The sequence below is a fragment of the Lactococcus sp. NH2-7C genome (assembly GCF_029953655.1).
Taxonomy (GTDB): domain Bacteria; phylum Bacillota; class Bacilli; order Lactobacillales; family Streptococcaceae; genus Lactococcus; species Lactococcus lactis.
The window spans coordinates 2,078,366-2,104,170 of sequence record NZ_CP124538.1 but is presented as its reverse complement, the minus strand read 5'-3'; the positions used below and the strand labels follow the sequence as shown (position 1 = coordinate 2,104,170).

General features: G+C 35.2%; 25 protein-coding genes and 2 tRNA genes. 2 read left to right on the top strand and 25 right to left on the bottom strand.

Annotated elements, in window-relative coordinates:
* Positions 1 to 28: 28 nt before the first annotated feature.
* The 13 genes from mltG to QJV49_RS10615 all read right to left on the bottom strand — a co-directional run bounded on the left by mltG (position 29) and on the right by QJV49_RS10615 (position 11,741).
* Positions 29 to 1,681 carry an endolytic transglycosylase MltG gene (mltG, locus tag QJV49_RS10675; RefSeq protein ID WP_225511588.1) on the bottom strand — a complete coding sequence of 551 codons (1,653 nt, stop codon included), beginning with the start codon at positions 1,679 to 1,681 and terminating at the stop codon, positions 29 to 31.
* 136 nt (positions 1,682 to 1,817) lie between these two features.
* The gene (gene rpoE, locus QJV49_RS10670; protein ID WP_225511587.1) at positions 1,818 to 2,381 is read right to left on the bottom strand and encodes a DNA-directed RNA polymerase subunit delta; all 564 of its coding nucleotides are present in this window, start codon (positions 2,379 to 2,381) and stop codon (positions 1,818 to 1,820) included.
* 213 nt (positions 2,382 to 2,594) lie between these two features.
* A complete protein-coding gene (locus tag QJV49_RS10665; protein ID WP_012897343.1) occupies positions 2,595 to 3,107 on the bottom strand; it encodes an adenine phosphoribosyltransferase in 513 nt (170 codons plus the stop codon).
* Positions 3,108 to 3,230: 123 nt separating this feature from the next.
* Positions 3,231 to 5,459 (bottom strand): single-stranded-DNA-specific exonuclease RecJ, encoded by a 2,229-nt coding sequence (gene recJ / locus QJV49_RS10660; protein ID WP_225511586.1) that lies wholly within the window; start codon positions 5,457 to 5,459, stop codon positions 3,231 to 3,233.
* A gap of 166 nt (positions 5,460 to 5,625) precedes the next feature.
* Positions 5,626 to 6,327 (bottom strand): SDR family oxidoreductase, encoded by a 702-nt coding sequence (locus QJV49_RS10655; RefSeq protein WP_225511585.1) that lies wholly within the window; start codon positions 6,325 to 6,327, stop codon positions 5,626 to 5,628.
* Positions 6,320 to 7,243, bottom strand: a complete 924-nt coding sequence (rnz, locus tag QJV49_RS10650) for a ribonuclease Z (protein ID WP_225511584.1) — start codon at positions 7,241 to 7,243, stop codon at positions 6,320 to 6,322. The genes QJV49_RS10655 and rnz overlap by 8 nt, the downstream gene beginning before the upstream one ends.
* A gap of 127 nt (positions 7,244 to 7,370) precedes the next feature.
* Positions 7,371 to 7,443, bottom strand: a tRNA-Lys gene (locus QJV49_RS10645).
* 156 nt (positions 7,444 to 7,599) lie between these two features.
* Positions 7,600 to 7,860: a SemiSWEET family transporter gene (locus QJV49_RS10640; protein WP_003129544.1), complete on the bottom strand. Its 261-nt coding sequence runs from the start codon at positions 7,858 to 7,860 to the stop codon at positions 7,600 to 7,602.
* A gap of 204 nt (positions 7,861 to 8,064) precedes the next feature.
* Positions 8,065 to 8,136: transfer RNA gene (locus QJV49_RS10635), tRNA-Arg, on the bottom strand.
* 98 nt (positions 8,137 to 8,234) lie between these two features.
* Entirely contained in the window at positions 8,235 to 9,131 is an 897-nt protein-coding gene (locus QJV49_RS10630) for an SPFH domain-containing protein (protein ID WP_003129543.1), read from the bottom strand.
* Between the two features lie 169 nt (positions 9,132 to 9,300).
* Entirely contained in the window at positions 9,301 to 9,969 is a 669-nt protein-coding gene (locus QJV49_RS10625) for a hypothetical protein (RefSeq protein ID WP_225511583.1), read from the bottom strand.
* Between the two features lie 82 nt (positions 9,970 to 10,051).
* Positions 10,052 to 10,936 (bottom strand): tRNA (adenosine(37)-N6)-dimethylallyltransferase MiaA, encoded by an 885-nt coding sequence (miaA, locus tag QJV49_RS10620; RefSeq protein ID WP_225511582.1) that lies wholly within the window; start codon positions 10,934 to 10,936, stop codon positions 10,052 to 10,054.
* 139 nt (positions 10,937 to 11,075) lie between these two features.
* Positions 11,076 to 11,741, bottom strand: coding sequence for a YitT family protein (locus tag QJV49_RS10615; protein ID WP_225511581.1), 666 nt, complete (start codon positions 11,739 to 11,741; stop codon positions 11,076 to 11,078).
* Between the two features lie 194 nt (positions 11,742 to 11,935).
* Between QJV49_RS10615 and QJV49_RS10610 the strand changes: the two genes are divergently transcribed.
* Complete coding sequence (locus QJV49_RS10610) at positions 11,936 to 12,106, top strand: DUF3042 family protein (RefSeq protein ID WP_021166348.1); 171 nt, start codon at positions 11,936 to 11,938, stop codon at positions 12,104 to 12,106.
* A gap of 64 nt (positions 12,107 to 12,170) precedes the next feature.
* Here QJV49_RS10610 and QJV49_RS10605 read toward each other — a convergent pair whose 3' ends face one another.
* The 10 genes from QJV49_RS10605 to QJV49_RS10560 form a co-directional block, all read right to left on the bottom strand.
* On the bottom strand, positions 12,171 to 14,186 hold the full coding sequence (locus tag QJV49_RS10605; protein ID WP_103054508.1) for a potassium transporter Kup: 2,016 nt from the start codon (positions 14,184 to 14,186) through the stop codon (positions 12,171 to 12,173).
* Between the two features lie 224 nt (positions 14,187 to 14,410).
* A complete protein-coding gene (locus QJV49_RS10600; protein WP_225511757.1) occupies positions 14,411 to 16,423 on the bottom strand; it encodes a potassium transporter Kup in 2,013 nt (670 codons plus the stop codon).
* A 177-nt stretch (positions 16,424 to 16,600) separates the two neighbouring features.
* Entirely contained in the window at positions 16,601 to 18,019 is a 1,419-nt protein-coding gene (gene gndA, locus QJV49_RS10595; protein WP_225511580.1) for an NADP-dependent phosphogluconate dehydrogenase, read from the bottom strand.
* 132 nt (positions 18,020 to 18,151) lie between these two features.
* Positions 18,152 to 18,715 (bottom strand): YtxH domain-containing protein, encoded by a 564-nt coding sequence (locus QJV49_RS10590; RefSeq protein WP_225511579.1) that lies wholly within the window; start codon positions 18,713 to 18,715, stop codon positions 18,152 to 18,154.
* Positions 18,716 to 18,744: 29 nt separating this feature from the next.
* Positions 18,745 to 19,164, bottom strand: coding sequence for a DUF948 domain-containing protein (locus QJV49_RS10585; RefSeq protein ID WP_003129531.1), 420 nt, complete (start codon positions 19,162 to 19,164; stop codon positions 18,745 to 18,747).
* A 166-nt stretch (positions 19,165 to 19,330) separates the two neighbouring features.
* Positions 19,331 to 20,116, bottom strand: a complete 786-nt coding sequence (gene lgt, locus QJV49_RS10580) for a prolipoprotein diacylglyceryl transferase (RefSeq protein WP_225511578.1) — start codon at positions 20,114 to 20,116, stop codon at positions 19,331 to 19,333.
* A 63-nt stretch (positions 20,117 to 20,179) separates the two neighbouring features.
* A complete protein-coding gene (gene hprK, locus QJV49_RS10575; RefSeq protein WP_015425943.1) occupies positions 20,180 to 21,109 on the bottom strand; it encodes an HPr(Ser) kinase/phosphatase in 930 nt (309 codons plus the stop codon).
* Between the two features lie 102 nt (positions 21,110 to 21,211).
* A complete protein-coding gene (locus tag QJV49_RS10570; RefSeq protein WP_225511577.1) occupies positions 21,212 to 21,388 on the bottom strand; it encodes a DUF3272 family protein in 177 nt (58 codons plus the stop codon).
* A gap of 104 nt (positions 21,389 to 21,492) precedes the next feature.
* Entirely contained in the window at positions 21,493 to 21,768 is a 276-nt protein-coding gene (locus QJV49_RS10565) for a DUF1294 domain-containing protein (protein WP_225511576.1), read from the bottom strand.
* 31 nt (positions 21,769 to 21,799) lie between these two features.
* Positions 21,800 to 22,522, bottom strand: a complete 723-nt coding sequence (locus QJV49_RS10560) for a TIM44-like domain-containing protein (RefSeq protein WP_225511756.1) — start codon at positions 22,520 to 22,522, stop codon at positions 21,800 to 21,802.
* Positions 22,523 to 22,668: 146 nt separating this feature from the next.
* Between QJV49_RS10560 and QJV49_RS10555 the strand changes: the two genes are divergently transcribed.
* Complete coding sequence (locus QJV49_RS10555; protein ID WP_003129522.1) at positions 22,669 to 23,115, top strand: GtrA family protein; 447 nt, start codon at positions 22,669 to 22,671, stop codon at positions 23,113 to 23,115.
* Between the two features lie 162 nt (positions 23,116 to 23,277).
* Here the strand turns inward: QJV49_RS10555 and QJV49_RS10550 are convergent, their stop codons facing one another.
* On the bottom strand, positions 23,278 to 24,171 hold the full coding sequence (locus tag QJV49_RS10550; protein ID WP_225511575.1) for a YihY/virulence factor BrkB family protein: 894 nt from the start codon (positions 24,169 to 24,171) through the stop codon (positions 23,278 to 23,280).
* Between the two features lie 31 nt (positions 24,172 to 24,202).
* Entirely contained in the window at positions 24,203 to 25,057 is an 855-nt protein-coding gene (locus QJV49_RS10545) for a methionyl aminopeptidase (RefSeq protein WP_225511574.1), read from the bottom strand.
* Positions 25,058 to 25,805 lie beyond the last annotated feature (748 nt).

The window sequence follows — 25,805 nt, the reverse complement described above, 5'->3', positions numbered from 1 at the left end:
TTTTAATTAAATCTAAATTAATGATAACTTAGCTACTTATTTTATCATTCACATATTTTTGAACATTCGCATTTTGTTCAGCTAATGTTTTCGCAAAATAAACTTTTCCTGTAGTCACATCGGCAACAAAGTACAAGTAGTCATTTTGAGCAGGCTCAAGTACTGCTTTAATAGATGACAGACTTGGGCTATCGACAGGACCAGGACCAAATCCAGTATTTGTGTACAAATTATATGGTGAATCTAAATTGGTGTCAATATTAGCATCCTCTGAAAGGCTTGTTTTTTCACCAAGTTTACCTTCGGCATAAAGAATTGACAAATTAGAACCCAAAGTCATTCCAGCATTCATACGATTATAGAAGGTTCCAGCAACATTGCGTCGATCATCATCGTTGTTGGCTTCTTTTTCAACCAAAGCTGCTAAACTCAAAACTTCATTGACAGTCAAATTCTTTTGAGCAATTGTATCATAGTAAGGAGTGAGCTGAGTATTGGCTGCTTGAATCATATTTTCAATGACTGATTCAACTGTCGATGATTTTGTGTAATCATAAGTCGCCGGGAACAAGTAACCTTCTAATTGGTATTTGATTCCTGAATCTTTTGTTGGCAAGCTTGCGAACAGTTTAGGATAAGCCTTAACCATTTTAGCGATAAAGGTTGGATCCTGAACAGTTTTCATAAAGTCTGCTTCAGAAAATGGCGTTTTTGCATTCTTTTCATTGCTTCCACTATTAACTGTAACAGCTTTTGCAATTTGTGTTAGCGTATAGCCTTCAGGGACTAAAATTTTACCTAAGGTTGGAGCAACAGGTTTTTCTGTTCCGCCTTCTTCAAGTTTACTAGCAATCGTAGATAAGCTCATGTTTGGTGCAAGATTATAATAGCCGCTTTTAAACTCTGAATAATTTTTAAATTTTGTATAATACTGAAAAACCATTCCATTTTTAATAATGGATTGTCTTTGCAAAATTTCACCAATTTGCTTACTACTTGAACCAGCAGGAATATTGATTGACTTAGCTGTTGCATTCTTAGAGTCCAAAGGTTGAATGCCTGATTTTACAAAGTTATAGCCATACCAACCTGTTCCTCCAACAACTAAAACTAAAAGAACAACAATCACAGCAATGATTTTACCTGCTGTTACTTTTTTCTTTTTCTTATTTTTGTTCTTATTTTTATTTTTCTTGCTAGAAGAAGCTTTTTTAGAAGAACTGTTGGTTCTTCTTGAAGGTTGATGTTTAACCATTTTTTCTGATTTTTTTTCTTCTGAAAATTGATTTTGTTCAAGGTTTTCGTCTTGAACATTTGATTCACTTCTTGAAAATTGAGGAGAAATATCTTGGTTTTGCGCTTCCTCTGAAACCACTCCATCTAATTTTTGACGCAACGAATCACTTTCATGAGAAAGGTCTTCATTTTCTACAAAAGGTTCTTCTTCGTTATCATCCGCTGCAGGAAAATCAAAGACAGGGAGTTTGAAAGGCTCAAGATCAACTTTCCTTGGTTCGATTTTTCGCTCAGACTCTTCTGAGTCACTCTTGCTGGGACGTTCGAAATCTTCAGGGTCTGGGAACTTAGTTTCTGCTTGTTTCGCTGCATTTTCTTCAAGTTGGCGAAGTATTTTTTCTTTAAAACTTCCTCGAGAAAATTCAGTTGTTTCTTTGTCCACCAAATTTTTTCTCCTTATGATTAGCTTTCGCTCAATAATAAAATTTTACTTTTCCTAATTGTAACCGTTCTTTTAATTTTTTACAAATAAAAAGAGAATATTCATAAAAGTGAGGCTGATGCCTCACTTTTTATGTGTTTTAGTCTTCATCAGTATCGTCTGAATCATCTTCATCGTCTTCTACATCGATGTCAACATCTTCATCTACATTTTCAAGTTCAACTTCTGCAAGTTCTGCGTCATAAGCAGCAACGTCGTCTTTATCTTCGTCTTCTGCTTGAGTATCGTATGACATATCTTCTTCGGCTGTTTCTTTTGCGCCTTCTTCATCCTCTGGATCGATTTCGTCTTCGATACCAAAAGCGTTGACTTTTTTGCGTTTCTTAGCTGGTTTTTCTTCTTCTTCGTCTTCAATTTCATCGAGAGCGATAACTTCTTCGTCAATCTCATCAATGGCATACCATGAGCGAAGTGCCCAGATATTATTTCCTAATGGAATGAAACTTCCGTCTGTATTGATTTCTGTATAAAAACGAGAAATACTAGCTTTAATTTCATCATCTGATTTTTCCAAATAATCTTGAATCGCTCTGATGATTTCAGAGAATTGCATTTCTTTGCCATTTTGCTCCAATAAAGCATGAGCAACTTCAATCATTGAAAGTTCTGAGATTTTTTGTCCTTCTAAGGCTGTAATTTTCAAGTTTTTACTCTCTCTTTTCCTAATAATATGTGGCTTCATTTATATAAATGAACCCTATGTGGATTTTCTTTTTATAGTGTATATCAAAATTAGCTTGCTGTCAATATTTTACGCCAAAAAAGCTCCATCTGCTTACGCTTTACTTGAATCTAATACTTTATTTTATAATAAAGATTAATGACAGAAATTTTTGGGCGAGTGACAGCAAAAAAATTAATAGTGCATTAAGACTTTATAGTCATAATCTCCAATTTTTTCACGGCCTTTAAGTTCATCAAGCTCGATAAGAAAGGCACAACCAACAACAATACCACCCATTTTTTCAACAAGTTCAATTGTTGCAGCAATTGTTCCACCAGTTGCAAGCAAATCATCAACAATCAAGACGCGTTGCCCTGGTTTGATGCTGTCTGAATGCATTGTGAGTGTGTCTGTTCCGTATTCTTTTTCGTAAGTTGCTTCAATGACTTCACGAGGTAATTTACCAGGCTTACGAACTGGAGCAAATCCTACACCAAGGGCAAAAGCAACTGGACATCCAATGATGAAACCACGCGCTTCTGGACCTACAACCATATCTATTTCTTTATCTCTTGCATACTGAACAATTTCGGTAGCAGCATAGTTATAGGCATTTCCGTCTGCCATCAAAGGGCTGATGTCGCGAAAAACTACGCCTTCTTTAGGATAGTTTTCAATTGTTGCAATATAGTCTTTTAATTCCATGTTTTTGTTACTGACAGAATTGTCAGTGCTCCTTTTTTCTAACATAAGTTCGTTATTTTTACTGACAGCTTTACCTTTACCGGTTCAAACATTTTCGTCAGTAACTTTTTTATAAAAACGAAATTATTTTTCTAATAAATTTTGATAAATTTCTTTGACGGGTGCTAAAGCAAAAAGTTCTTGCATTTTTACAATTTTTTCTAGTTCTTGATAAATTGTACTTTCAGAAATTTCGCGTTTATTGGCCGTTTTATTAACCGTCATTAAGCCATTGTCGATACTGACAAATTTAAGTTCTTCAAAGATTTTTATCATCTTGACAAGCAAGAGATGAGGGATTTTCAAATAATCTGCAAGTGATTTTAATTTATAGCGAATATCAAATTCTGGGAATTGATAAATTGCTTTATAGAGTCTTGCAAATTCTTCTCGTGTTCCACTTCCTGTTAAATAATAGCTATCAGTGATTTTATTTTTAAAATAAATCATTTTAAAATCATCCGACGCTGCTTTACTGACAGCTTCTTTTAATACTGACAAACCTGTTAAATCTACAGGTGCCTCTTCGATGACAAGCACATCTTCCATTATACCATGTTTTAGTTGATTTTGAGAAAAAATATTAGCCTCTTTTGGCATAGGAATTTGCTTGCTTCTTATATCAAGGAGCTCCACACCAACTGAATCAGCATCTTCAATCATTAATTGAAGACTCGTATTTCCGTTCCAACTATTACTTGAAAGTGTCGCAACTAATTTTGTTTGTGCTTGTTCAAATTCCAATTCTTCTGAACCATGTTGAAAATATACAGCATCAATTTGTTGCTTTTCTTCCTGAATTTTTAATTTAAGATGAGCATTGTCTTTCCCCATACTTCGGCTTTGAATCACCTTATAATCCTCGATTAAAAATCGAGGTTTAGGATTATCCATGCCAAAGGGAGCCAATTTTGCTAAATTAGTGATTGTAGAAAGAGAAATATCGTCTAGGTGGCAACGATCAGCAATTTCCAAGGGGCTTTTTTTAGACATATCTAAATTATTGTCCACGATATAATCAATCATTGCCTTTTTAACTGCTTCTACGTTTTCCAGACTTAAAGTCATCCCTGCGGCTTGTTTATGACCACCAAAAGCAATAAAAAGTTCACGATGCGCGTTTAATGCCTTGAAGATATCAAAATTTTCAATTGACCGAGCAGACCCTCGCAAAATTCCATCTTCTTGGGCTAACATAATCACTGGCTTATGGATGGCTTCTAACAAACGACCCGCAACAATTCCTAAGACACCTTTATGCCAGTCCTTGTGATATAAAATTTGAACAGGTTCATCTGTCAGCATACTCAGAGCTTCATTGTGAATTTTTTCCACAATCTCTTTTCGCTCAGAATTTCTTTGGTCAATCATTTTGGCAATTTCATGCGCTTCATCTTCGTCCCAGCCTGTCAGCAATTCAATGGCTGGGTTTGGGTCATCAAGGCGCCCCAAAGCATTTAAACGAGGAGCAATTTGAAAACCAACCGTTTCCTCAGTGATTTTATCAAAATCAACCCCAGCGTACTTCATTAATTCTTGTAAACCGGCACGCTCTGTTTGGGCCAAAACTTTTAGACCATGAGCCACTAAAATTCGGTTCTCATCAGTCAAACTGACCATGTCAGCAATTGTACCAATTGCAACTAAATCAAGCATTTCACTAGGTGCATATTCTAAAAGAGCACAGGCAACTTTGAAGGCAACGCCAACTCCTGCCAAATATTTGAAAGGATATTGACTATCAGGATGTTCTGGGTGGACAATGGCATAAGCAGGGGGAAGTTGATCAGGAATTGAGTGATGATCGGTAACAATTACATCCACTCCATTTTCCTGTGCCCAGGTAATTGCCTCCAAGCCAGCAACCCCATTATCTACAGTAATAATAAGATTGATATTTTCATTCTTAATATAGTACTGATAAACGTCAAGATTTGGCCCGTAACCGTCAGTAAAACGATTGGGCAAATAAACTTGAGACTCAGCTCCTAATTCATCCAGAGCGGACTTCATGACTGATGCTGCAGTCATTCCGTCAGCATCATAGTCACCATAAATTAAAATATTTTCACCTTGCTCAATTGCTGATAAAATACGCCCTGTTGCTTTTTCCATATCATGAAGTAGAAAAGGGTCATGTAAATTTTCTAAACTTGGCTTTAAAAATTGCTCAATTTCAGCTTCTGCATGAATTCCTCTTTGATAAAGCACGCGACTTGTCAATTCATCTAATTTATGTTTTTTCGCTATCTTTAGAAAATCTTCGGAAATGGCTGTATCAGCCACTTTCCAATCATATTTTGCTTTTATCATTTTAATTCTCTTTATCTTTTCTATGCTCAATTCAATTATTTTAGCATAAATTACTCGAAAAAAATGGCTAAGTTTAGAGATTATTTTTCTTTTATTTAATAAAATCCTAAACTTTTCTATAATTTACTGACAGGAATTGCATTATGTTTCTGTTAGTAATAAAATTCTATTTAAAATTAAAAAATTTGGCTGATATAAAATCAAAAAGCGAAGGAAAAATAGCTCGCAATTTAGCAGCTGTGGATAAAGTCCAAGGTAAATTGATTTCTCTTTTCCTTTTTCCCAAGTTATTCACAACTTTGTCAGCAACTTTGGATGCTGAAATTGCATTTTTCCCCACTTTTTCCAGATAATCTCCATTATCTTTGTGAAATTTGGTTTTTACAGGTCCGGTATTCACAGTAGTCACGATTAATTGTGGATTTTCCATACGCAAAGCATCTGAAAATGTAATCAAAGCCGCCTTAGAAGCAGCATAAATACTTGACTTTCCTGTTGGTAACTTTCCAGCAATTGAAGCAATATTAATCAATTGAACTTTCGGTTCTAAGAGTCTGGTCAACTGGATAGGCATTAAAGTATTAATGACAAACTGTTCTGTAATTTCCCCATCCGTAAGTTCAGTGAATTCTTTAAAAATACCAAAACCAGCATTATTAATCAAAATATCCACAACAAAAGATTGCTCATTAGTCAAAAGTTCATCATTGGTCAGTAATGTAACATTTTCAAGCTGACCATAGAGTTCAATCAGAGTCTTACGGCTACGTGAAACCAAAATTAAATGGTCATTTTCTTTAGGTAAAGATTTGACAATTTCTTTAGCAATATCACCAGTTGCACCTGTAATTACAATATTTCTAACCAATTTTTTCCTCGTAAAAATCCTTAACCACAAAGGTGTTGGAATGAACAGTCTGTGCCTCACGCACCAATTGTCCCACCAAAGTTCCAACATAGCGTGCACTAATATGAGTCAATAACAATCGATTAACTCCAGCTTCTTTGGCGACTTCTGCTGCTTGTTTAGTCGTTGAATGACCATGTGCTCTTGCCATTTTACTTTCATTTGCTTCATAAGTTGCCTCATGAACCAATAAGTCCGCTCCATAAGCCAAGCGTACTGCAACATTCGATTTTCTTGTATCGCCTAAAATCGTGACTATTTTACCAGCTTTATCCGCTCCGATATAATCTTTAGGATCGAAAGTTTTTCCTTCATACTGAACAATCTCACCTTTTTTTATTTTACCAAAAAGGGGTCCGAAAGGAAGCCCAGCTTCTTTTAAAGCATTGGCATCGAGTTCACCTATTCGATTTTTTTCTACGACGCGATAACCCAAGCAGAAAATAGTATGGTCAAGCAAATCTGTATGGACTTCAAAACTATCATCTTCAAAGATTTTTCCAGCCGAATCAATTTCATGAAAATTGATACGATAAGCTAAGCGTGAACCCGAGATTCTAAAAGCGGTCAAAACAAAATCTTTAATTCCCACAGGGCCATAAAGCTCCAAATCAGTTTGTTCATCTGAACTTTGAAAACTTCTACTAGACAAAAAACCAGGCAAGCCAAAAATATGATCCCCATGTAAATGTGTAATAAAAATCTTAGTAATTTTTCGTGGCTTAATTGTAGTATTTAAAATTTGATGTTGCGTTGCTTCACCACAGTCAAAAAGCCAAATTTCATTACGCTCATCAAGCATTTTCAAGGCAATTGCCTGAGTGTTTCTTGATTTAGAAGGCTGACCAGCCCCAGTCCCTAAAAATTGGATTTCCATTGAACCTCCATCAGTTTCAACTCACCTTAAGGCAAATTAAAACTTTATTTTCTCAAAAATGAGAATTATTTTTCAAAACAAGAAAAGATTGTGAAACTTCCCCACAATCTTTTCTTCAATAAATTAGTGACCCGTGCTGGGCTCGAACCAGCGACCCTTTGATTAAAAGTCAAATGCTCTACCAACTGAGCTAACGAGTCATGCTTAAAGCATCATTTTCACGACGAAATATATTATAACACAGACTTTCTGAAATTTCTAGTCTCAGCTGTAATTTTTTTATTTTTTTAAAATTTATTATTTATTTATCTCTGATAATGGCCACACACAGGTCCAATTAATCATTTTTTTCATCATCAAAGGGCAGTAAAAAATGTGACCAATCCAAAAATTATACCTGGAAAGTTTGCCGTTGCCAAAGCTAAATCTCTAGGCTTTTTGCCAATTCCATAAGTGACCCAAAGTGTACAATTAATTGCAGCAACAAGGGGCTGAATAGGATTTCCTTTCATTCCACTAAGATTGTTAGCAATTTGCGGAAGATATGACACATACATCATTACCGACATCCCAGTCGCTACCCAACTTAAATACTTAATAAATTTCTCTTGATTCATAAAAGCCCTCCTGTAAAATGATAATATCAAAAAACTCGCGGTTTCATTCTAACTATTTTTTAAATTTAAAACCTAGTCTTTTTACCTTCGAATCAATACCTTATTATAACATATTTGGGATTCTATAAAACATAGTCATTGGCACATGTTTGGCACAAAAACAATAAAAACCGCTCAACCGAGCGGTTTATTTACTTAATTAAATGCGTCCGGAGGGAATCGAACCCCCATCTCAAGAACCGGAATCTTACGTGATATCCATTACACTACGGACGCGCTACAATCACTTTATTCTACCTAATTTCAAAAAAAATTGCAAGAAGAAGCTTGCTATAATAAAAAAAGCTATCCATCGATAGCTTTCCATTTTTACTTTATTTACCTGCTTTAATGGCTGATAAAATCTGAGTCCTTAAACTTTCTGCTCCTTCAGCTCCGCTTGGAAGGAAAATGGTTGAATTTCCACCTGCAGCAAATTGATTCAAGGTATCTAAATATTGGTTAGTTAACAAAATCGCCATAATTTGTTCTTCATCAAGTGCCACACCAAGCTTTTTGATTTCGGTAATTTGTTGAGCTAAACCGTCAACGATGGCCTTACGTTGTTCAGCAATCCCTACCCCGTGCAGACGGTCTTTTTCAGCTTCTGCTTCAGCGGCAGTTACAACTTGAATTTTATTAGCATTTGCCAACATTTGGCTGGCATCTTGTTTACGTTGTGCCGCATTGATTTCATTCATAGATTGCTTAACTTCAGCATCAGGTTCGACTTTAGTAATCAGCGTTTTTACGATAATATAACCATAAGTTTGCATTTCTTCAGCAACTGTTTTTTGAACTTCAAGAGCGATCTCATCTTTTTTTTCAAAAACATCATCCAAAGTCAACTTTGGTACTGCTGAACGAAGAGCATCTTCAATATAAGCCTTAATTTGTTCACCTGGATTCATTAGTTTATAGTATGCGTCTTTGATGGATTGTTCGTTTACTCGATATTGCGTTGCAATATTCATCGTAACAAAAACATTGTCCGCAGTTTTGGTTTCAACTGTCATTTCTGTTTGTAATAAACGCAATTGAACTCTAGCAGCAATCCGATCAATTCCCCAAGGAAGTTTCAGATGAAAACCAGGGTTTGCAGTAAATTGGTACTTCCCAAAACGTTCGACAATCGCAACGGTTTGCTGTTTAACAACAAATACAATTGTACTCAGACTAAAGATTAAAATGAGTAGTATAATTGCTAAAACAACAAGTGGAATAAAAATCATAAAAGTTCCTCCTTATAATAGACCAAAAGTTACTGACAAACTTTTCTGTCAGTAATTATGAAAAAATCAGTCTTTTTAATTACTGACAGCATTACCAGTAATCGTTTTCACATAGTCTATCACTTATTAAAGAGAAATGCAATTTTTTTGATAGTTTATTAACTAATGTTTAAAAGCCTTTTGTAATATAAACAAAGTGTTTACGTCCGTCACGACCAAAACGTAAAGGACTTAAGAATCCAATTTCTTCGGCTTGTTCTAGTAAATCTTCAATATTGTATCCTGATAAGCGAATATATTCCCCATTTTCTGCTTGTTCAGTCAAGGCTGTTAAGTCTTTCACTTTTTCAAATTCACTTCGGAATTGGGCAGGTTTCATTGTCAATTTTCCGTCTTCTTCCACTAATAGATAATGAGGGAAAATTTGTGCAATTTCAAACATCAATTCCGCTGTCACTTTTACCGGAAATTCACTGAAAATAATTGCTTCTTCTGCTTCATTTTTATATGCAAAACCAAATGATTTTCCAGAAAGATTGAGTCGAATAAATCTGAAATTTTCAGAACCATTTTTTCCTTCAAGTTGGAAATCTGGATTTTCTTCAAAAATATCAAAAGCTTTAGAAAGTTCAAAGAAATAATCTGTTGCGTCTTTCGGTGAGCGCTTTTGATAAAGTTCGGCAAAATATGCATTTAAAACCGATGCTGGTGGAGTCACCAAAAGTCTTTTATCTTTTACATCGGTCAAGGCAGCTAGTCTATTTTCTAAAAAGATATGGTCTTGAGCCATGAAGCCACCATATTTCATTCCCAAGTCAATCCATTTTTTATCAGTCATTTTTTCTCTCCATTTTTAATAAAATTTACCTGTAAAGTCCTTTTTTCAATCTTTTTCATTATAACATTTTTAAGAAAATGCGTCAGTTCAAAAACTGAGTGACTTTATCAAAAACTGAGTCAGGATATTTTTTTGAAAAAACATCTTCAAATTCGACAGACATTCGATTTTTAAACCAAGTCAATTGTCGCTTAGCATAGCGTCTTGAATTTCTTTTGACCAACTCAACAGCTTCTTCCAAACTAATGTCCCCTGAAAAATAAGGGAAAAATTCTTTATAACCAATTCCTTTTGCTGCTTGAACTTCTGGCGCTTGCTCATACAAAGTTCTGGCTTCATCTAATAAACCCTCAAGCATCATTTGATCAACACGCTGATTAATTCGATCATAAAGCACTTTTCTGTCAGCATTTAATCCAATAAGCAAAAAATCATAATCAGAACCCAAATTTTCATCTTGAGATCCGAAAGTTCGCAACTCCAAAAATCGAATTGCCCGTCTACGATTTAACTCAGAAATCTCTGGATTTATTTTAATCACTTTTGAAAATAATTCCTCATCAGTTAAAAGAGATAATTCTTCACGAAGTTTCATCATTTCTTCATGATTTTCTTGTCCACCAAGATGATAGCCTTCGATAAGAGATTGAATATATAAACCAGTTCCTCCAACGATGATTGGCACTTTTCCTTGGTCAAGAATTTCTTTAATTAATTGGTTAGCTTCAATAACAAAATCATGAACTGAAAAATTTTCTGTCCATTTACGAACATCAATCAAATGATGAGGAACTTGGGCTTGTTCAGCCTTAGTCACCTTAGCAGTTCCAATATCTAACCCTTGATAAACTTGTTGAGAATCACCAGAAATAATTTCACCCTTAAATTTGATTGCTAAATCAATGCCAAGTGCTGTTTTCCCCACAGCTGTAGGTCCGACAACCACTAAAACTTTATTATTTTTCATTTATTTTTTTATGACTCACTCTCACCATTTTCATTCTCTATTATTTCAGAAATAGCCTGTAAATTCAAGCACTGACAAGAAAAAATTACTGACAACTAAATTTCTGTCAGTAATTTTTATTCTATTATTTTTAAAGTTTCTAAGCAGCAAAAACTTTTTGATAAATTCTTTTTCCACGATTCATTAAAGATTTTCGATAATCTTCACGTCCCACAATCAGAGTCATTTTACTAAAGATATAGCATGAGAGTAATGTGACAGCAAAGTTAGGAAGTGACAAGAATGTTAATAAGGAAACACTTAGAACGATGACATCGACCATAAACAAAACCTTGTCAATTTTAAAGTTCCACTGCTCCTCCAAAATTCGACTCAATAAGATTGATCCTCCAAATGTTCCTTCAGAAATAATAACTAATCCTGCCCCAAATCCTGAGAGAAGTCCATCGAAAATTCCAGCAAAAATAACATGTGAGAATTGGAAACCAGTAACTCCTAATGCTTCATAAACCATTAACCAACCACTCATGGCAAGCGCTCCAGGAATGCTCAGTAATAAAATTCTCCGCGGAAGCGAACGCCCTCCAAAAATGAAAAGTGGTACATTTACCAAAAAGAAAGTCAAGGCTGGGTTGATGCCAAAAACAAAATCCATAAGTACAGAAAAACCAGCGACACCATTACTTGCTAGACGATTAGGGATGACGAATAACTGAACTGAGAGTACATAAAGTCCGACACCTAAAATAAGTATGAGTAAGTCCCTCATAAACTTTTTGTCAATTTTTACACCTATAATTGTCATATTTCTTACCTTCTTTCTTTATCATTTATTTATTACAACTGCTACTAATATATCACATGCGCCTAATCTTAACCTTAACCAGTTAATTATTAAAAAGACTTTCTTTTTCAGAAGTGCTTCGTTAGCGTTTTCACATTTTTTGATTTATAATGAAGATAGAGAAATTTTAAAATAAAATATAAAGGAGTTACCAAATGAAAAATAAATTTATTCAAGGCTATCTCATTGGGAAATCTGTCGAAATTCTTGTTGCGGGTACAGCTCTATTAATTGCCAAGAAAAAAGGTTATTTTCCTTCTGCTGACAAGGCCGAATTTATCGCCCAAAAACGAAAAGAAGCCGCTAGAAAACGACTTGCTCGTTAATAATTTTACTGACAGAAATAAAAACTTACTGACAGAAATTTTGTCAGTAAGTTTTTTATATTCTTTAATGAGTTGCTGAAGCTTCTGCTTCATCCACCTGTTCCAATCGTTCATGAATTTCCAGATTACGTACATCTGAAAGAACCAAGGGAACCGTTTCAACAGTTACTTCCGAGAATTGAAGACCAAACCAACGAATTGGTGAAGCCGTAATTCTCTTGATTTGTGCTTTAGTTTGAAGAACAAAACGCTCGAAGCCTGGCATTTGACGTGCGTTCATTAGCTTTTCTTCAACAACGACAAAGCGGAAATCTCCAACTTTACGTCCTGGAGTGATACTGTAATGTTGATGCTGACGTGGCAAACGTCCTGATTCCATCAAATCCGTCACAATTGTTCTTAAATAGCGTGGAACTTCTTGACGCATACGGAATCCAAGATAGAGATTTACACGAACAATGAAGTCAGTATCCATCATATCTACTTTATACTCAGAAGTATAAGGCTCGTCAGTAACTTTTACATTTACAAACCAATAACATTCTGCACGTTTTGGCCGTTTATCCAAGATTGAATATAAGATTGAACGGTCAATCCATTCATGGTCCATTTTGCTTGTTAAATAAACCACATTTGTTTGATATAAATCATAAGATTCGTCATGACGCAAAGCATTAAGCTGATTTTTATACTCATTAATATTCAATGATTTGATATATTTCATGACAATCTTATGTGACTTGTTCCAGATGAACATAACGAAGATAATTGCCAAGGCAATCAGAACCACAATATATGCTCCATTTATAAATTGGACAAGAGAAGCCGCAAAGAATGAGCCTTCAATACAAAAGAGACCAATAGAAATAAAAGCAATGGCAATTTTTGGCGTTCCTTTTTGAATTAAGAAATAAGTCAAAAGGGTCGTTGTCATCAACATGGTAATTGTAATGGCCAAGCTATAAGCGGCTTCCATATGTTCGGAAGTTTTAAAATACAAAACAAAGAATGAAGTCGTTACCCAAAGAGCAAAGTTAACTGCTGGAATATAAAGTTGTCCCAAAGTTTGCCCTGGATAATAAATTTTGAACAGTGGCAAAAGTTTCAAACGAATCGCTTCAGACACCAAAGTAAATGAACCCGAAATCAGTGCTTGCGATGCGATAATCGCCGCCAATGTTGATAAGATAACGACATAAATAACCATATTATCAGGTAAAACAGCAAAGAAAGGATTAAGTTTTTCAATGTGTTCACCACGGTGAGCTAAAAGCCACGCACCTTGCCCACAGTAAGATAAGATAATACAGATTTTAACAAATGGCCAGCTGACATAAATATTTCCACGCCCAACGTGTCCTAAGTCAGAGTAAAGCGCCTCTGCCCCAGTCGTTACCAAGAAAATAGAACCCAAAATAAAGAAACCAGCTTTATTTTCTGGACTAAATAATAAGTGAATCGCATAATAAGGATTGATTGCTTTTAAAATTGATAAGTCAAGAAAAGAATTAATCAATCCACTTACACCCAAAAAGCCAAACCAGATAAACATAATTGGTCCAAATAAACGACCAACCAAACTTGCCCCAAATCTCTGAATCAAAAAGAGAAAAGCTAGGATTATCAAAGTGGTTACCATGACCGCCGTCTGATTTGAGTAAACATGTGTTACTCCCCTTAGACCTTCAATGGCTGAAGTAACCGTTACAGCTGGGGTTAATGCCCCATCTGCAAGCAACGTCGCTCCACCTATCATTGCTGGAATTATCAACCATTTTCTCATTCGTCTAACAAGGGTAAAGAGTGAAAAAATCCCACCCTCATGATGGTTATCTGCTTTCAAAGCAATCAGAACATATTTAACAGTTGTAATTAATGTTAAAGTCCAAATTACAAGAGAAACAGCCCCCAAAATAAAGCTTTCAGAAAGATTTGCTAATCCTCCCTGTCCTCGAACAATGGCCTGCATGGCATAAAGTGGACTTGTTCCGATATCGCCGTAAACAATCCCTAAAGCAATTAGGAATCCTGCAGATGTCGCTTTATTAAACGACCGATTATGTAAGTGTACTTGACCCACTTTTGTAACTCCTCAACTTTCTTCAACGAAAATAGTCAAATAAAATAAAACGAAGCGTAGCTCGTTTTTTAATAGCTTTATTATAGCAGATTATCCCCTGTTTATTCAAAAAAAACTGCGGGAAATTATATTTATTTATTTCTCACAGTTTTATATATAATACAGTAATCATCACAAAAGCGATGATAGCAACAGTAAGCTATCTTTTGATTGCTTTTATTTTATTATGCTTCTCCTTGATTTTCTTCTGAAATCCGTTCGTGAATTTCCAAATTTTTAACATCCGATAGAACCAAAGGAACAGTTTCAACCGTCACTTCTGAAAAGTGAAGACCAAACCAACGTGCTGGCGAAGCTGTAATTTTTTTAATTTGCTCTTTTGTTTGAAGAACGAATCGTTCAAAGCCAGGCATTTGTCTTGCATTAATTAGTTTTTCTTCTAAAATAATAAAACGGAAATCCCCAACCTTGCGTCCTGGTGTAATACTATAAGTTTGATTTTGTTGTGGTAATCGTCCTGACTCCATCAAATTGGACACAATCGTTCGTAAATACCGAGGAATTTCTTGACGCATATGAAAACCGAGATAAAGATTAACACAGACAATAAAATCAGTTCCTAGCATATCCACTTCGTATTCAGAAGTATAAGGCTCATCTGTGACATTAACCTTCACAAACCAGTAAACTTTAGCTTTTTTAGGACGCTTATCCAAAATAGAATACAAGATTGAACGATCAATCCATTCTTTATTCATTTTAGCCGTTAAATAAACGACATTCGTATGATAAAGGTCGTAAGTTTCATCTTTACGAAGTTTATTCATTTGTTCTTTATAGTCATTAAGATTTGAAGCTTTAAGATATTTATAGAAAAGTTGGTCAGATTTATGCCAGATTGCCATAACAAATAGAATCATGGTAGCAATAATCACAACGACATAACCGCCATGCATAAATTTTACAGCGGAAGCTGCAAAAAACAAGCCTTCAATAAAGATAAAAACGGTGAAAAATAAGCCAACAAATACTTTTTTAACTTTTTGATAGTGACTTAAATAGACAGTTAACAAAGTTGTTGTCATAAGCATGGTTACTGTAATTGCTAAACCATAAGCAGCTTCCATGTGAGCAGAACTTTGGAAATAAACAACAATAAAACTTGCTGCCAACCAGAGTCCCAAATTTACGGCTGGAATATATAATTGTCCGAAAGTTTCTCCTGGATAAAAAATTCTTAATCGAGGAAGGAGTTTAAGCCGAATAGCTTCTGACACAAGAGTAAATGAACCAGAAATCAATGCCTGTGAGGCAATAATTGCCGCCAAAGTTGCTAAAATTACTGAAAAAATGATTAAATTTTGAGGGAGGACAGCAAAAAACGGATTGATGTCTCCTAAAGATTCCCCACGATTTTGTAAAAGCCAAGCCCCTTGCCCACAGTAGGACAAGATGATACAAACTTTAACAAAAGGCCAACTGACATGAATATTTCCCCGACCAACGTGTCCTAAATCGGAATAAAGAGCTTCTGCCCCCGTTGTTGCCAGAAAGACTGAACCTAAAACAAAAATTCCAGCTTTATTTTCTGGGCTTAAAAGTAAATGAATTGCCCAGTAAGGATTAATTGCTTGGAGGACAGAAAAATCACCAAAGAGATTAATCAAACCCGTAATTCCAAGAAAACTAAACCAAATAAACATGACCGGTCCAAATACTTTACCAACGATTGAAGTTCCAAATCGCTGAATTAAAAATAAAAGCGCTAAAATCGCCAAGGTTATGATGACAATCGGTAATTGCTGCTGACCAAAAGCTTCATGAAAAGCAGGAATTGACCTCAAGCCTTCTATTGCTGATGTAACCGTTACGGCAGGCGTTAAGGCTCCATCTGAAAGCAAAGCAGCTCCGCCAATCATTGCCGGAATAATTAACCATTTTGCATACTTACGAACAAGAGTAAATAAGGAAAAAATTCCACCTTCATGATTGTTATCCGCTTTTAAAGCAATCCACACATATTTGACTGTTGTAATTAATGTCAGAGTCCAGATAATGAGTGAAAGTGCCCCAATAATTGACGTTTCTGAGATTCGCTCAAGCCCCCCTTGGCCTTGGACAATTGATTCCATTGTGTAAAGAGGACTCGTTCCGATGTCGCCATAAACAATTCCCATTGCGATGATGAAACCGGCACCTGTTGCTTTATTAAATGAGCGATTAGATTCAGAACCCATTCTAATTTCCTCAACTTTCTCTAGTTCCATAAAATTTATCAAAGTAAATAATTCACATTCGATTACCTAAATCATATAACAATTTCTTGATTTTTTGTTAAAAAATGGTCTAAATAATACCCTTAATTTTATAAAAAAAGCTAGAAAATTCTAGCTTTTAATTTATTATTTTTTAACTTAATCTTCTGTGTACCAGTCGTAGTGGAAGATTCCAGCTTTGTCTGTACGTTCATAAGTGTGAGCACCGAAGTAATCACGTTGGGCTTGAATCAAGTTTGCTGGAAGATTTTCAGAGCGATAGCTATCATAGTAGCTGATTGCTGATGTAAATGTTGGAATTGGGATTCCTGCTTGAACAGCAAGTGAAACTACATCACGAACAGCTTCTTGATAACGTTTTGTGATGTCTACAAAGTAGTCATCAAGCAAGAGATTTTCAAGTTCGCTATCTTTGTCGAAAGCATCAGTAATATTTTGGAGGAATTCTGCACGGATGATACATCCAGCACGCCAAATTTGTGCAATTGTACCGTAAGGCAAGTCCCAATCAAATTCTTCAGAAGCTTTACGAAGTTGAGCAAATCCTTGGGCATAACTCATGATTTTTGAGAAATATAGCGCTTTGCGGATTTTTTCAATGACTTCTTTTTTATCGCCTGAGAAATTAACTGCTGGTCCAGATAAAACTTTGCTTGCTTTAACACGTTCATCTTTATAAGTTGAAATGTAACGAGCAAATACTGATTCTGTAATCAATGGAAGTGGTACACCAAGGTCAAGGGCAGACTCTGAAGTCCATTTACCAGTTCCTTTATTTCCTGCTTTATCAAGAATTTTATCAACGATGTAGCCTTCACCTTCATCATCTTTACGTTTCAATACTTCTTTAGTGATTTCAATGAGGTAGCTATCAAGTTCGCCTTCATTCCATTCTTCAAAAATGGCTTGAATTTCTGCATTGCTAAGACCAAGAACACGTTTCAACAAATCATAAGATTCAGCAATCAATTGCATATCGCCGTACTCAATTCCGTTGTGAACCATTTTAATGTAATGTCCAGCACCGTTTGCTCCCATGTAAGCCACACATGGTTTACCATCTTGAGGAGCTTTAGCTGCGATTTGTTCAAAAATTGGTGCAACCAAATCGTAGGCTTCTTTTTGACCACCAGGCATCATTGATGGGCCTAAAAGCGCCCCTTTTTCACCACCAGAAACTCCTGTACCGATGAAGTTAATACCTGAGTCTGCAAGTTCAGCATTACGACGCATTGTGTCTGGGAAATGAGTATTTCCACCATCAATCAAGATATCACCTTTATCCAAGAGTGGTAAAAGTGATTTAATTGTCGCATCTGTCGCTGCTCCTGCTTGAACCATGAGCATGATACGACGTGGTTTTTCAAGACTTCCAACAAATTCTTCAAGTGTTTTAGTGAAAACAAGATTCTTATCTTGATGTTCTTTATAAACTTCTTCAGTTTTTGAAGTCGTACGGTTGTAAATTGCAACGGTATAACCACGTGACTCTACATTGAGTGCAAGGTTTTTCCCCATTACAGCCATTCCGACAACACCAAAGTTTGCTTGTGCCATTTGAAATCCTCCAGAGTATTTCTTTATATTCTATACTATATAGTATAACGCAATTTATTTCCAATTACCATAGTTAAGTATGTAAATATTTTACATGATAAAAAAATCTGCCTTAAAGACAGATTTTAAATTTTATTCTTTTTCGTCAGGAAAATTTGTTAATTCTTTGGCTTTGTCAGCAATTTTTTTCGCTTCTTCAGCAAGAGACTCAGTATCAATATCTTCTTTCACTTCATCTTTGGCATCACTGAACTTAGCCACAACTTCTGCGGCTTCTTCTGAGATGTCTGATTCATTTTCATCAAAGAGTTCTTCTCCACTGTCTTTCATTGAATTAATTTTTTCAACGACAGCATCTTTAGTATCATTGAAGAAATCAACAACTGAATCTTTAGACAGTTCACCTGAGTCAACTTTTTCCATAATTAAATCACGTTTTGAAAGTAAAAATTCTTTGGCCTTGTCAGCTGAAATTTCACCTGAATCAAATTTTTCTTTGATTTCATTAAATTTTTCAGCTGAGAAATCAAGAGCAGTATCTCTCATTCCAGTCAATGTTTCTTGAGGGTTTTCTTTTAAATCATCATAAATTTTTCCAGCTTCTTCACGGAGTTCGCTTCCTTTTTTAGGAGCTAAAAATAGAGCAGCTGCGGCACCAACTAAAGCACCAACTAGAAATCCTGTTTTTTTTGACATCGGTTAAGTCCTTTCTTTCGTAAGCAAGTTTAATTTACTTTTACACCCGCTTCAGTTTTATCTTTTTTGACAAAGAATTTTTTGGCTGTTTTTGCCAAAACAACTGCTGAAGCTGAAGTTGTTTTTCGTTTTGTTGAACCTCTATTAAGACGTGTCACAAGTTTACGACTTGAAGCATTGATATCTGAAACACTTTCAGACAAGTCAGCAACTGCTGTAAACAAAGGGTCAATCGTGGCGACTTTCCCATTAACATCATCAAGCAAGGTATTGGCTTTAGTCATTATTCCATCAGCTTGATGAAGTAAGACATCTACATCGCTAGAAACTAATTTGACCGTACGGTTGGCTTCTTCCACAACCTTCGAAACTTTATGTAATACAATAACTAAGAAGACCACCAATACAGCAAATGCTATCGCGATAATCAATAATGCAATATTTCCCACGTTTCCTCCTCTTTATTCGGGTATAAAATCAGCACCCATTTTTCAATCTTCTTTCATTTTGATGAAAGCGATTCTATTTGACTTCATTATAACAAATTGTTTCGCTATTTTCTAATATAACTTACATTTTTTTATGACAAAAAGTCTATCCTTCAAGATAGACTTCTTAATTTTTTTTCATTCTGCGATAAATAAAGAGAATAAGTCCTACAATCACTAATAAAACTGAAAGCCATTGTGACACACGAGCAGGTCCTAACATTAGGCTATCTGTTCGCATTCCTTCGACAATAAAACGAACGGCTCCATACCAGACGAGATAGAAACTAAAAATATCCCCACGTTTTAAGCCTTTAATTCGATGTCTAAAGACCATGACCAGAATAAAACCGCTTAGTGTACCAATACTTTCAAATAGGAAGGTAGGCATTCGATAATGGCCATCAATAAACATTTGATTTCTGATGAAAGTAGGTAGCCAGTCTAAATTTGAAACAATTTTTCCATAGGCTTCTTGATTGACAAAATTCCCCCAACGTCCCATTGCCTGAGCAAGAAAAACACCCGGGATAGTAATATCAAGCAAATCTAGCGGATGAATCATTCGATAATAGCTAAAGACAAAGAGAACAATTGCTCCAGCGATTAAGCTTCCATAGATAGCTCCGCCACCATCCCACATGGCAATGATTTGTGAAGGATGTTGACTATAGTAAGACCATTGGAAAATGACATAATAAAGTCTCGCTCCAACAATTCCTAAAGGAAAGGCAAAGAGAACAAAATCAATAATATCGTCGGTTTTTATATTACGTTTTGGGGCTTCTCTACATGCGAGCCAAACGGCTAATGCGGCACCACTCACAATAAAAATAGCATACCAGTGAATGGCTAGTGGCCCTAATTGGAGTGCAATCTTATTTAAAGCTAAAAAAGGAAATAGATTATTCATATTTTTTATCAGTTTTCTAAATTTACTGACAGAATTTCCTGTCAGTAACTTCTAAGTTTTATCTTATGATTCTTTATTATGACTGATTAAATCAGTGAGACGATCTTCAAAAGTTTTTGTTGCATCAAAGCCCATTTGCTTAGCTCTAAAATTCATCACCGCAGCTTCAACAATTACTGATACATTCCGCCCAGTTTTTACAGGAATACGAGTTTGTGGGACTTCAACATCAGAAAATTCAACAATAGTCGGTGCATTTCCCAAACGGTCAAATGCTTTTTCCTTATCGTAGTATTCTAAATAAATAGCCATATCAATATCCGTTGAATCTTTAACAGCACCAGCACCAAAAAGACTCATCACGTCAATAATCCCAACGCCACGAATTTCAATCATATTGCGCAAAATTTCTGCAGGTTCCCCAGAAAGTGTGAATGCATCTCGTTGAAAAACATCTACGCGGTCATCAGCAACTAATCGGTGGCCACGTTTGACTAACTCAAGACCAGTTTCTGATTTACCAATTCCACTAGCCCCTTGAATAAGGACGCCGACCCCAAAAATGTCCATCAAAACACCATGAACAGTCGTTCTTTCAGCTAAACGTTCATCAAGAAATGAGGTCAATACTGAGTTCAAACGGCTGGTTGCTTCACGTGATTGAAGTAAAACAATGTCAGACTTTTTAGCTGCCGCCACCATTTCACTAGGAATTTCTAAATTACGTGCAACAATAACAACTGGTGTTTCTTTGGCCATGACTTTTTTCAGGAGGTCATAGCGATTATCTCCAACCACAGTCATCATGTATGACCACTCTTTCATCCCAAAAAGTTGAATTCGTTCGGGTGTGAAATAGTCAAAATACCCAGCCATTTCTAAACCTGGACGCATAATTTCTGAAGTTGTGATTTCTTTTGCTAATGCTGTTTCTGTTGAGTAAATCACATGAAAATGAATTTTGTCAAGTAAATCTTGAACTGACACCGCCATTTTAAGTCTCCCCTATTATTTCATAAATAAGAACAACTGACAGAGAATATTTTTCGTCATAAAACTTTGTCAGTACTTTTATAATAAAAATTGTGATAAAAATCACATTTTCATATCACGTATAAATTTATCCAAGCGATAAGCAAGGAAGATTCGGCGTACTAAAAGAAAGCCGAAAAACGTGGCTAAAAACCACGAAGCAGAAAGGAAGGACCAGCTAAAAATCCAAGCTTCGATTACCGTTCCAATCATAAAAGAATAAAATCGTTGTTTAGGCATGCCTCTATTATGACATTTTTACGCCAGAAATGTCAATGGATTGTGTTGAATAATACTTAATAAAAAAGCTTATTATTTTCTAAAAAACTTTCCAATTTGATGATTTATTTAGCAAAGAATTTGACAATTAAAAAGATAAGTCCAGCATCGATAAATAGTCCCACATACCATGAAAAATTAAAATACCATTTTCTAGTTTTATGATGACAGAGATGCCCAGCCAAAATTGCTCCAATTCCTCCACCTAAAAGTGCTTGGGCAAGTAAAACTTTTTCAGGAATTCTCCACAGATGATGTTGGGCCTTGTACTTATCCACCGCATAAAAAACAAAAACAATAAGATTCCAAACTGCTAATAAAACTAATAAATAAAGAATCATTTTTCTCCTTTCATATCTATACTAAATATCATTAGATTTTAAATTCTTTCATTTTCTCAACTCGAAGAGCCCCTTTTTGACCACTAAAAGTCCAACGTTGTTTAAACGCCCGTCTTTCCTGAGTATTTCCCGCAATAATTTGACCAGAATTAACAGAAACAAGGTAGTCAATAGCTACAAAATAGAGATCAACTTCAAATTGATTATCTTTTACTTCTTTATAACGCGTGATTCCATCCAAAACCACACTACGCGTATGATTAATTTGACCTTTATCTCTCATCTTTTGGAGAACTTTTTCATGTTTTTCATGTAAATTATCACCATAAGCTGCTGACAAAGCTCGTAAGTCTTGTTTATCCCAAGCATCTTGAACTTTTAGAAAAATTTCTTCTATTTCTTCTTCCAAAGCTGGATCATTCAATGTCTTTTCCTGATAATACTCTCTTTTTCTAAAAGGAAGTTTAAGACTTTTTTTCAAAAAGTAAAAAGCTAGGGCGATTAGTGCAACAAGCCCACTAAAAATGCTATTTCTATTATATCTGCTCCCCATTCTAGATGACCTAGAATTAGAAGTATAGCTATTAGAACCAGTATTATTATAATGACTGTTGGTATTTCCACCTCCAAAATTACCGCCAGTTCTTGTACTTCTATTTCCTCCACCTCGAAATCCTCCTGCTGTTGCAAAAGCATGAGGTGTGACTAAAACTAAGCCACTGATGAGCAATAAAACAACCATTTTCTTCATCATTCGATTCAAAAATTATTTCCTTTTCTTTGTCACTGATTTTATTATATTTATTTTGCTATTATACCCTATTTCCCTCTTTATTTGAAACATCCGTTAAATTGCTACTTTTAGTGGAGTCTATTAAAAGAGTGTGATATAATTACCTCATGAAAAAACTCATGAATCTTTTTAAATCTGAAACTGTTAGATATCTCATTTTCGGAGTCCTAGCAACAGCAGTTTATGCCTTTGTCAAATGGTTAACTTGGCAAGCTTGGCATTCTGGCTGGGGTTCAGAAACTGCCGCTCAAGCTTCAAGTATTATTTTTGCATTTTTTACCAATAAACTTTTTGTTTTCAAACATGAATCATCAAACTTGTTACGTGATTTCATCAATTTTACTTCAGGACGAATTGTTCTTTTACTCCTATCCATTTTTATTAACTGGTGGTTCATTGACCAACATCCTGATATTTTGATGAATCTTTTTGGACTTTCTAAAAATAATATGGTTGCTGCTCTTAACCTCGTCGTTCAAGTTTTAATTATTGTTATTAACTATCTTTATTCAAAATTCTTTGTCTTCAAAAAAGATAAAAATTTAACAGAATAAACTAATTTTTTACTGATAGAAATTATATCAGATAAAAAATTACTGACAAGATGAAAAAATACTGACAGTTCAATGTAAGCAAAGTGAGCATTGAATCGGCGGATAGAAAAAAAAACTGACAGATTTTCTGTCAGTATTTTTTTTCAGTTTTATTAGTATTTTTTATTTTCTAATTTCCTTTATGAATTCAACAATTTCACCACGTCGTGTTTCAATCTTACCAACTTTTGTTTTTTGATAAACAGCATTTAATATGACACCAATAATCAAAACGCGGGCGATGAAAATAAACCAAATCATCAGTGCAAAGACAACCAATGACCCAATCAATTTCAAGTCATCTAATCGCTGAAGAGCAAAGCTAACATATTTTGCAATCCAGTTGGTTAGAAAAACAAGAACAAAAGTTGAAAATATTGTTCCAGGCATGGTGTATCTTAATTTTCTTATTTTAACATTTGGTAGGATAAAATAAAGCATCATCAAAGATAAGAAGGTCGCTACAGCAATCGCTGGTAAAGTCATATTATGCAAAGTTCGGTAGAGATGATCATCAAAAGGAAATAAGCGATGAACTTGTTCAAGAATTAATTGCCCAAAAGTAGAGAGAACAATTGAAAAGTAAAGAAAGAGTAAAATCGCAAATCCAGCAGCTAAACCGATAATTCGACTGACAATAAAGTCTCGATGATTAAAGACTTCATAAGCTTTATTCATTGACATTTGTAGAGCAGACAAGGCTCTTGAAAAGGTCCAAAAACCTGCCAAAACAGAGAGTGAAAGTAAGCCTGTATTTCTTTGATTTAAGAGATTATTAATGACTGGTTCAATTCCTTTGTAAACATCACTTGGGAGTTGCTCAGACAAAAAGCTCAATAAAGCTGTTGTATTGATATGTAAGAAGGGTAAAATATTTCCAACAATCAATCCTAGAGGAAAGATTGCAAGTAAAAGGTAATACGCAACAGCAATTGAAGACAGACTCATTTCTGAACTTTTGAAAAAAGTCATAAAAGTTGTCGTTAGCTCAGCAATTTTTTGTATAACTTTTTTCATCTTTCCTCTCATCTGTTTTTCCTTTTACTTCTTAATAAGTCCGTTCTTCGCCTTGAGAAGTCAAAATCACAGGACCATCTTTAGTGATAACAAACTGGTGTTCGTATTGACAAGATAAACTTCCGTCCAGTGTAACGTAACCACGTTCACCATCATGGTCAATTTCCCAACCTCCAGTGTTAATCATTGGTTCAATTGTTAAGACCATTCCTTCGCGTAAACGAAGCCCACGTCCAGCGCGCCCGTAGTGTGGCACCATTGGTTCTTCATGCATTGTTGGTCCAACGCCATGTCCTACGAGATCACGAACGACACCATAGCCACGACTTTCAGCATATTCTTGGATAGCTGCCCCAATATCACCGATACGGTTGCCTACTTTGGCTTGTTCAATTCCAAGATAGAGACATTCGCGAGTCACTTCCATCAAATTTTTCACTTCGTCAGAAACTTCACCTACAGCGTAAGCCCAACAAGAGTCTGCAACGCCACCGCGAAATTCTTCTTGATATTTAACCATTGATTCAGCATCGTCAAAATTAAGTTTTGAAACGTCAACTGAGCCATCTTCAACCAAACCAAGGACCATGTCAACCTTAATCAAATCACCATCTTTAAGAATTTGGTGACGTGGAAATGCGTGAGCCACTTCATCATTCAAACAGCAGCAAGTGGCATAAGGAAATGGATTATAATTTCCTTCATCTACTCCAATTTGTAAAGGTAAAACATTTTTTTCTTTACAAACTTTGCGGACATACTCTTCAATTTCCCACATGTCAATCCCTGGTTTAATCAAATCACGAAGACCAATGTGGATATCCGCCAAGATTTTGCTACTACGTTCCATTTGCTCGATTTCACGTTGCGATTTTAATGTAATCAATTTATTCTTTCCTTCTAAAGTTCTGAGAAAAACTCAGTTCTTTTTATTTAAATTAATATTTTGAAGTGACTCATACTTCATCGAAAAATAAATTTTCATTTACTGGGGTTACTGAATCCTTATAAGATAGTATTTATGACTTTATCTATAAGAATTTTCTTCGACAATCATGAGCCTTTTCAAAATTACTTTGAATGCTAATTCAACTGAACAGATTTTTTTGTAATCCAAAACAGTCTATTTAGTATAAATACACTTTATTTTACCATAAATTTCCCTATTAATAGGTGTTTTTTATATAAATTGGCAGTAAAACTTCATCTATCCATTCATTAATTTGCTTATCATTCACAAATTGACGTTCAAAGAGCAATTGATGACAACCTTGCTGATGCAAATTACACCTTCAGATAAACTTGATCAATTGATGTTGTTGTTTCTACTGCTATTATTCTTGGACCAATTATTGGGCCAGTGTTTGGTGGTGCAATTGTATCTGGAGCAAATTGGCACTGGATTTTCTCTGTCAATATTTCGGTAGAATTTCTTGCAATCCTCCTTAAACATTTTTATCTGAGTTCTTTCAAATCCTTCACTTGAAAGCTAAACTAGACTGGTTTGGAACACCCCTTTTGGCGGCTGCTCCGTGGATTAATTTATGGGATTATGAAGAGCTAAAGGGATTCTAAAAATTTTTTCAACAGTCAAATGATTACTTTTTCATCATTGATTTAGTCTTGTTTATTAT

Coding starts and splice junctions, on each gene's coding strand:
- QJV49_RS10665 (WP_012897343.1), bottom strand. CDS start 3,107: ATGGAATTAAAAGACTATATTGCAACAATTGAAAACTATCCTAAAGAA.
- recJ (WP_225511586.1), bottom strand. CDS start 5,459: ATGATAAAAGCAAAATATGATTGGAAAGTGGCTGATACAGCCATTTCC.
- rnz (WP_225511584.1), bottom strand. CDS start 7,243: ATGGAAATCCAATTTTTAGGGACTGGGGCTGGTCAGCCTTCTAAATCA.
- QJV49_RS10640 (WP_003129544.1), bottom strand. CDS start 7,860: ATGAATCAAGAGAAATTTATTAAGTATTTAAGTTGGGTAGCGACTGGG.
- QJV49_RS10630 (WP_003129543.1), bottom strand. CDS start 9,131: ATGATTTTTATTCCACTTGTTGTTTTAGCAATTATACTACTCATTTTA.
- QJV49_RS10625 (WP_225511583.1), bottom strand. CDS start 9,969: ATGACTGATAAAAAATGGATTGACTTGGGAATGAAATATGGTGGCTTC.
- miaA (WP_225511582.1), bottom strand. CDS start 10,936: ATGAAAAATAATAAAGTTTTAGTGGTTGTCGGACCTACAGCTGTGGGG.
- QJV49_RS10615 (WP_225511581.1), bottom strand. CDS start 11,741: ATGACAATTATAGGTGTAAAAATTGACAAAAAGTTTATGAGGGACTTA.
- QJV49_RS10610 (WP_021166348.1), top strand. CDS start 11,936: ATGAAAAATAAATTTATTCAAGGCTATCTCATTGGGAAATCTGTCGAA.
- QJV49_RS10600 (WP_225511757.1), bottom strand. CDS start 16,423: ATGGGTTCTGAATCTAATCGCTCATTTAATAAAGCAACAGGTGCCGGT.
- gndA (WP_225511580.1), bottom strand. CDS start 18,019: ATGGCACAAGCAAACTTTGGTGTTGTCGGAATGGCTGTAATGGGGAAA.
- QJV49_RS10590 (WP_225511579.1), bottom strand. CDS start 18,715: ATGTCAAAAAAAACAGGATTTCTAGTTGGTGCTTTAGTTGGTGCCGCA.
- lgt (WP_225511578.1), bottom strand. CDS start 20,116: ATGAATAATCTATTTCCTTTTTTAGCTTTAAATAAGATTGCACTCCAA.
- hprK (WP_015425943.1), bottom strand. CDS start 21,109: ATGGCGGTGTCAGTTCAAGATTTACTTGACAAAATTCATTTTCATGTG.
- QJV49_RS10570 (WP_225511577.1), bottom strand. CDS start 21,388: ATGCCTAAACAACGATTTTATTCTTTTATGATTGGAACGGTAATCGAA.
- QJV49_RS10565 (WP_225511576.1), bottom strand. CDS start 21,768: ATGATTCTTTATTTATTAGTTTTATTAGCAGTTTGGAATCTTATTGTT.
- QJV49_RS10560 (WP_225511756.1), bottom strand. CDS start 22,522: ATGATGAAGAAAATGGTTGTTTTATTGCTCATCAGTGGCTTAGTTTTA.
- QJV49_RS10555 (WP_003129522.1), top strand. CDS start 22,669: ATGAAAAAACTCATGAATCTTTTTAAATCTGAAACTGTTAGATATCTC.
- QJV49_RS10550 (WP_225511575.1), bottom strand. CDS start 24,171: ATGAAAAAAGTTATACAAAAAATTGCTGAGCTAACGACAACTTTTATG.